Genomic DNA, 5,491 nt, shown 5'->3' with positions numbered 1-5,491 from the left:
CATACGGTCCACGACGTCGGTGGCCGGGGCGAACAGGTCCACCGCGTGGCCGCCCAGCCCCAGCCGGGGGCGGGGCGTTCGTTCCACCACCACCGGATCGAATCCGAAGCGGTCCAGCCAGTAGGCCAGGACCGGTCCGGCGACGCTCGCGCCCGAGATCAAGATGTCCACAACAGCTCCCCGGAGTTTCTTTACTTATCGGTCGGTAAGTTACTTTACTTACCGGGCGGTCGAACGGCTAGAGTGTCTTTGTGCCCCGACCGCGATCCACCGACACCCGAGAGCGCATCCAGGCCGCCGCGCTGGAATTGTTCGCCACCCGCGGCATCCGGGAGACCAGCCTGCGCCAGATCGCCGAGCGGCTCGAGCTGAGCAAACCCGCCCTCTACTACCATTTCTCGTCACGCGAGGATCTGCTGCGGAGCCTGGTGCAACCGCTGGCGGACGATATCGAGGCCATGATCGCCGCGGACGAATCCCGGTCCGGAGGTGCGCCGGTGGACGCCCGGAACCTGCTGGCCAGGTATTTCGACATCTCCTACGAGCACCGGGCGGTGACGGCGTTGCTGTTGCGTGACGCCGCCCCGCTGGGTGAACTGGGGTTCCTGCGCGATGTGGTCGATTGGCGCCGGCGCCTCACGACGCTGCTGGTGGGGCCGGAGGCCGATATCGCCGCCCGGGCGCGGGCCATCGTCGCGCTCGGCGGCCTCGGTGACTGTCTCGTGCTGCTGGCGGAGGCGCCGGTCGCCGAACTCCGTGCCGCCGCCCTCGACGCGTCCTGTGCGGCGCTGGGCTACGAACCCGCCGGCTGAGTAATCGGGGCCGGTTCCGGCCCGGCATGTTCCGCGATGTCACCCGGGCGTCGTAGGTTCGGGTCCATGACCACTTGGAGCGACTTCACCGCGGAGGCGCCGCGCATCAGTGAGATCTTCCGGCGCCGGCATATCGCGACCAGCAATCTGTGCATGCTCGCCACCCTGCGTTCCGACGGCTATCCCCGGATCAGCCCGGTCGAACCGATCATCTTCGAGGAGAAACTGGTGATCGTCGGCATGCCCGGCACCACCAAATTCCGCGATCTCGTCCGGGACGCCCGCTTCTGCCTGCACACCGCGACCGTGGACACGATGGTCACCGAGGGCGACGCGAAGATTTTCGGCACGGTGGTCGACGATCCGGACACCGGCCTGCACGCCCGTTTCGCCCAGCATCTGTTCGAAGACAGCGGAATGGATCTGCGTGACCAGCCGTTCGAGCACTTCTTCGTCGCGGATCTCACCTCCGCCTCGGCGGTCGAGGTCGGTGACGAACTGCTGAAGGTCACCATCTGGAAGCCGGGCGAGGGGGAGCGGGTGGTGGAGAAGCGATAACCGGCGAGCGGGATCTCAGGGCACGCCCAGGAGCCGCAACCCGGCCGTGGTCCCGGCGGCGGCCAGCAGGACGACCGGCAGCGGCACCCGCCGCCAGGCGAGCGCACCGGCGACCAGCACTCCGGCGGGGCGGGCCGCGCCCGCCCCGCCGTGCCCCTCGGTGAGTGCGGTGGTCGCCATGAGCGCGGTCAGCACGATCACCGAGACCGTCGCCAGCGCCGTGGCCGACCTCGGGCCCAGGGACACCCGGGCCCCCAGCAGCGGTCCGGCGATCCGGAACGCGAAGGTTCCGGTGGCGAGGGCCGTGATCGCCGCGAGCAGCGGCGCGGTGCCGGTCATCGCCGGTCTCGCCGCGGTATCGCGGCCGCCAGGCCGGCGACGGCGAGCAGGAGGGGGACTCCGCTGGGCAGCAATGGTGTCGTGACCAGGGCGAGCGCGGCGCCGGTGAGCGCGGGCCACCGCACCCGGGGATCGCGCAGCGCGGGCAGGACCAGTGCCAGCAGGACGGCCGGGAACACGGCGTCGAGACCGAAGGCGGCGGGGTCCGGGAGCAGGGTGCCCAGCCGCGCTCCCGCCAGGGTGCCCAGCGGCCAGGCGAGCAGGATGCCGAGCCCGCAGAACGTGTACGCGGCCCGGCCGCGCCGGGCGGAAGGCTGGGCGAGCGCCAGTGCGACCGTTTCGTCGTTGAGCAGATGGGCACGTCCGGCGGTCTGCCAGCCGGTGCCCAGTACGCCGGGAATCGAGAGGCCGTAGGTGAGATGGCGGGCGTTGACCAGGAGTCCGGCGGCCAGTGCGGCCGTCACGCTACCGCCGGCGGCGAGGACGCCGAGAAACAGCATTTCCGATCCGGCGGCCAGGACCAGCAGGCCCAGGGTCAGGGGTAGCCAGGCCGGGAATCCGGCGGCCGTGGCGGTCGCCCCGTAGGACACCCCGATCACGCCCACCGCGGCGCACAGCAGCGCGATCGTCGCGCGTGTCTCCCCATCGGTTGTTCGCCATAACGAACGCATGGATATCATGATGAACACCGCACGGGTGTTCGTCAAATCGAACAATCGACTACTGGAGCGAACATGACCGATCGTGGGCACCACACCGCGCCGCAGGCGGTGATCGCCGCCGCGCTCCGCCGGGAACGCGCCCGCGCGGGGTTGTCCCTCACCGAGATCGCCAGGCGGGCCGGTATCGCCAAATCCACGCTGTCCCAGCTGGAATCGGGGGCCGGCAATCCGAGCCTGGAAACTCTCTGGGCGCTGTGCCTCGCGCTGGATATCCCGTTCTCACGCCTGCTCGACCCGCCGCGGCCGCGGCAGCAGGTGATCCGCGCCGGCGACGGGCCGGCGGTCCATTCCGGGCAGGCCGACTATCACGCGGTCCTGCTGGCCGCGAGCCCGCCGGGCGCCCGCCGCGATATCTACCGGGTGACCGCCGAGCCCGGACACCGCCGGGAATCGCAGCCGCATATGCCCGGCGTGGTCGAACATGTCCTGCTCGGCGCGGGCCGGGCTCTGGTCGGCACCGCCGACGCGGCAGTGGAACTGGAGGCGGGCGACTACATCGTGTATCCCGGGGATATCGCCCACATCTTCGAGGCATTGGCCCCGGGCACCGAGGCGATGCTCATCTCCGAGCACGCCTGATGCCGGCCGCCGATCCCGGAATCAGTCGCCGCTGAACCGCGGCGCCCGGCGCTCCAGCATGGCCGCGACGGCCTCGTCGTGGTCGGCCGTGTGATGGGTGATGGCCTGCATGGCCGCCGAGAGCTCCAGCAGGGTCTCCAGGCTCTGGTGCTGGCCCTCGCGCAGCAGGCGTTTGGTCATCCGGAGGGCGTGTGGCGGATTGGCGGCGATCTCGGCGGCCAGCCGGTGCGCGGTGTCCAGGAGCCGGTCGGGTTCGACGACCTCGTTGACCATGCCCCATTCCAGTGCGGTGGCCGCGTCGATCGCGGCGCCGGTGAACGCCAGCTGGTTCGCCCGGGCCGTGCCGACCGCCCGGGGTAGCAGCCAGGCGCCGCCGTCGCCGGGGATCAGCCCGAGTTTGACGAAGCTCTCGGCGAAGGTGGCGGTGGTGGCGGCGATGCGCATATCGCACATCAGGGCCAGATCGCAGCCCGCGCCGACGGCGGGGCCGTTCACCGCCGCGATGGTGGGAATCTCGCAGTGGTACAGGGCCTTCGGGATCCGCTGGATGCCGTGCCGGTAACCCTGGCGCAGATCGGCGGGGGCGCCGCCGAACATCCCGGCCTTATCGCGCATGTGCTTGATATTGCCGCCCGCGCTGAACGCGGTTCCCGCGCCGGTGAGGATCGCCACCCGGACGGTGTGGTCGCGATTGACCTCGTGGACCGCGCTCTCCAGCGCGTCGATGGTCGCCTCGTCGGAGATGGGATTGCGCTGCTCGGGATTGTCGATGGTCCAGACGACGATATCGCCGGTGCGCTCGACGCGAACGGGTGCGGTCACGGATGCTCCTCGGGCCACGGTGCTGCGGGTGTCATCGCACACAATGCCCGATCGGACCGGTGGGCGGGGGTTCGCGGTGGGGCCGGCGCCGGTTACGGCGGTGCCCGCGCCCGCCGGGCGGGGCGTGCTCCGATGGGCGAGTTCGCGGGTCAGCCGCGCGGCATACCCGGCGAGATTGCGGGTGCGGGCCTCCACTCGCAGCAGCGTGTCGTCCAGTTCGGCCGCGGAGATATCGGTGAGGTCGACAGCGAGCAGGGCGCCGACCGCGTGCTCCAGGGCGCCGACCTGGTCCCGGAGCTCGCGATTCGAACACATGTTCTAATCATATCGGATATCGCCGACGGCTTCGCGGTGGCTTCCGTGGCCGGTCTCCGGCCGCGGGCAAACCCGCTTGATGAATGAGCTTGCACGGTCATGCATAATCATCACATGGCTGATCTCACGGATATGCCCGACCGGAGCGCACCCCTGCGGGTGGCCGTCGCCGGTGCCAGCGGTTACGCGGGCGGCGAAGTGCTGCGCCTGCTGCTGGCCCATCCGGAGTACCGAGCCGGGCGCCTCGAGATCGGGGCGCTGACCGCCGGAAACAACGCGGGAACCGCCCTGGGGGCGCTGCAGCCGCAGCTGCTGCCGCTGGCCGACCGGATCCTCGCCCCGACCACGGCCGCCGAGCTCGCCGGTCACGATGTCGTCTTCCTCGGCCTGCCGCACGGGCAGTCGGCGGCGCTGGCCGCCGAACTCCCGGAGTCGACGGTGATCATCGACTGCGGCGCCGATTTCCGCCTCACCGACCCGGCGGCCTGGGACCGCTACTACGGCGGCCCGCACGCCGGCAGCTGGCCCTACGGCCTGCCGGAACTGCCCGGCGGCCGGGCCGCGCTGCGCGGTGCGACCCGGATCGCGGTACCCGGCTGCTACCCCACCGTCGCCAGCCTGGCCTTGGCGCCCGCGGTCGCCGCGGGGATCGTCGAACCCGATGTCACCGTGGTCGCGGTCAGCGGGACCTCCGGCGCGGGCCGCAAACTGGACGTCGGCCTGCTCGGGTCCGAGGTCATGGGTTCGGCGCGGGCCTACGGCATCGCCGGGGCGCACCGGCACACACCGGAGATCGCGCAGAACCTGTCCGCGGTGGCCGGTGCGCCGGTCCGGGTGTCGTTCACTCCCGTGCTGGCGCCCATGCCGCGCGGCATCCTCGCCACCTGCACCGCGCCGGTGCTGGTGGACTCGGCGCAGGCGCGCACCGTCTACGAGAAGGCCTACGCCGACGAGCCGTTCGTGCATCTGCTCCCCGAGGGAGTGCTCCCGCAAACCGGCGCCGTGCTCGGTGCCAACGCGGTGACCTTGCAGGTCACCGTGGACCCCGACGCCGGCCGCCTGGTGATCATCGGGGCGATCGACAATCTGACCAAAGGCACCGCCGGTGGCGCGGTGCAGTCCATGAACCTCGCGCTCGGCCTCGACGAGACCGCCGGGCTGTCCAATGTAGGAGTGGCCCCGTGACCGCCGAGACCCCCGGCACCCTCGTTCACAACCAGGGCGTCACCGCGCCCCTCGGATTCCGGGCGGCGGGTATCGCCGCGGGGATCAAGGCCGGCGGTAGACCCGATCTGGCGCTGGTGTTCAACGAAGGCCCCGAGTACGCCGCGACCGGAGTCTTCA

Annotated in this window: 7 protein-coding genes and 2 pseudogenes; 5 read left to right on the top strand and 4 right to left on the bottom strand. The window is 71.0% G+C overall.

The window, feature by feature from the left end:
- Positions 1–171 (bottom strand): annotated as a pseudogene (locus ACWDU1_RS28865) (FAD-dependent oxidoreductase); the annotation flags it as partial.
- 80 nt (positions 172–251) lie between these two features.
- Here ACWDU1_RS28865 and ACWDU1_RS28860 point away from each other — a divergent pair.
- Together ACWDU1_RS28860 and ACWDU1_RS28855 are read left to right on the top strand one after the other, a co-directional pair.
- The gene (locus ACWDU1_RS28860) at positions 252–812 is read left to right on the top strand and encodes a TetR/AcrR family transcriptional regulator (protein WP_450003268.1); all 561 of its coding nucleotides are present in this window, start codon (positions 252–254) and stop codon (positions 810–812) included.
- A 66-nt stretch (positions 813–878) separates the two neighbouring features.
- Complete coding sequence (locus tag ACWDU1_RS28855) at positions 879–1,370, top strand: pyridoxamine 5'-phosphate oxidase family protein (RefSeq protein ID WP_450003266.1); 492 nt, start codon at positions 879–881, stop codon at positions 1,368–1,370.
- Positions 1,371–1,385: 15 nt separating this feature from the next.
- Here ACWDU1_RS28855 and ACWDU1_RS28850 read toward each other — a convergent pair whose 3' ends face one another.
- Positions 1,386–1,709, bottom strand: a complete 324-nt coding sequence (locus ACWDU1_RS28850) for an AzlD domain-containing protein (RefSeq protein WP_450003264.1) — start codon at positions 1,707–1,709, stop codon at positions 1,386–1,388.
- Complete coding sequence (locus tag ACWDU1_RS28845) at positions 1,706–2,380, bottom strand: AzlC family ABC transporter permease (RefSeq protein ID WP_450003263.1); 675 nt, start codon at positions 2,378–2,380, stop codon at positions 1,706–1,708. The genes ACWDU1_RS28850 and ACWDU1_RS28845 overlap by 4 nt, the downstream gene beginning before the upstream one ends.
- 63 nt (positions 2,381–2,443) lie before the next feature.
- Here ACWDU1_RS28845 and ACWDU1_RS28840 point away from each other — a divergent pair, with 63 nt between their 5' ends.
- A complete protein-coding gene (locus tag ACWDU1_RS28840; RefSeq protein ID WP_450003261.1) occupies positions 2,444–3,010 on the top strand; it encodes a helix-turn-helix domain-containing protein in 567 nt (188 codons plus the stop codon).
- Between the two features lie 21 nt (positions 3,011–3,031).
- On the opposite strand, the gene ACWDU1_RS28835 is transcribed toward ACWDU1_RS28840, so the two are convergent.
- On the bottom strand, positions 3,032–3,832 hold the full coding sequence (locus tag ACWDU1_RS28835; protein ID WP_450003272.1) for a crotonase/enoyl-CoA hydratase family protein: 801 nt from the start codon (positions 3,830–3,832) through the stop codon (positions 3,032–3,034).
- 447 nt (positions 3,833–4,279) lie between these two features.
- Here ACWDU1_RS28835 and argC point away from each other — a divergent pair, with 447 nt between their 5' ends.
- Positions 4,280–5,332, top strand: coding sequence for an N-acetyl-gamma-glutamyl-phosphate reductase (argC, locus tag ACWDU1_RS28830; RefSeq protein ID WP_450003270.1), 1,053 nt, complete (start codon positions 4,280–4,282; stop codon positions 5,330–5,332).
- A pseudogene (locus tag ACWDU1_RS28825) lies at positions 5,329–5,491 on the top strand (bifunctional glutamate N-acetyltransferase/amino-acid acetyltransferase ArgJ); the annotation flags it as partial. The gene argC and the pseudogene ACWDU1_RS28825, both read left to right, overlap by 4 nt.

It is taken from the genome of Nocardia sp. NPDC003345, assembly GCF_053589395.1.
This window is presented reverse-complemented; position numbering and strand designations above follow the sequence as displayed.

Excerpts from the sequence above, each read along its gene's own strand:
- ACWDU1_RS28850 (WP_450003264.1), bottom strand. The coding sequence starts at position 1,709 with ATGACCGGCACCGCGCCGCTGCTCGCGGCGATCACGGCCCTCGCCACC.
- ACWDU1_RS28855 (WP_450003266.1), top strand. The coding sequence starts at position 879 with ATGACCACTTGGAGCGACTTCACCGCGGAGGCGCCGCGCATCAGTGAG.
- ACWDU1_RS28845 (WP_450003263.1), bottom strand. The coding sequence starts at position 2,380 with ATGCGTTCGTTATGGCGAACAACCGATGGGGAGACACGCGCGACGATC.
- ACWDU1_RS28840 (WP_450003261.1), top strand. The coding sequence starts at position 2,444 with ATGACCGATCGTGGGCACCACACCGCGCCGCAGGCGGTGATCGCCGCC.
- argC (WP_450003270.1), top strand. The coding sequence starts at position 4,280 with ATGCCCGACCGGAGCGCACCCCTGCGGGTGGCCGTCGCCGGTGCCAGC.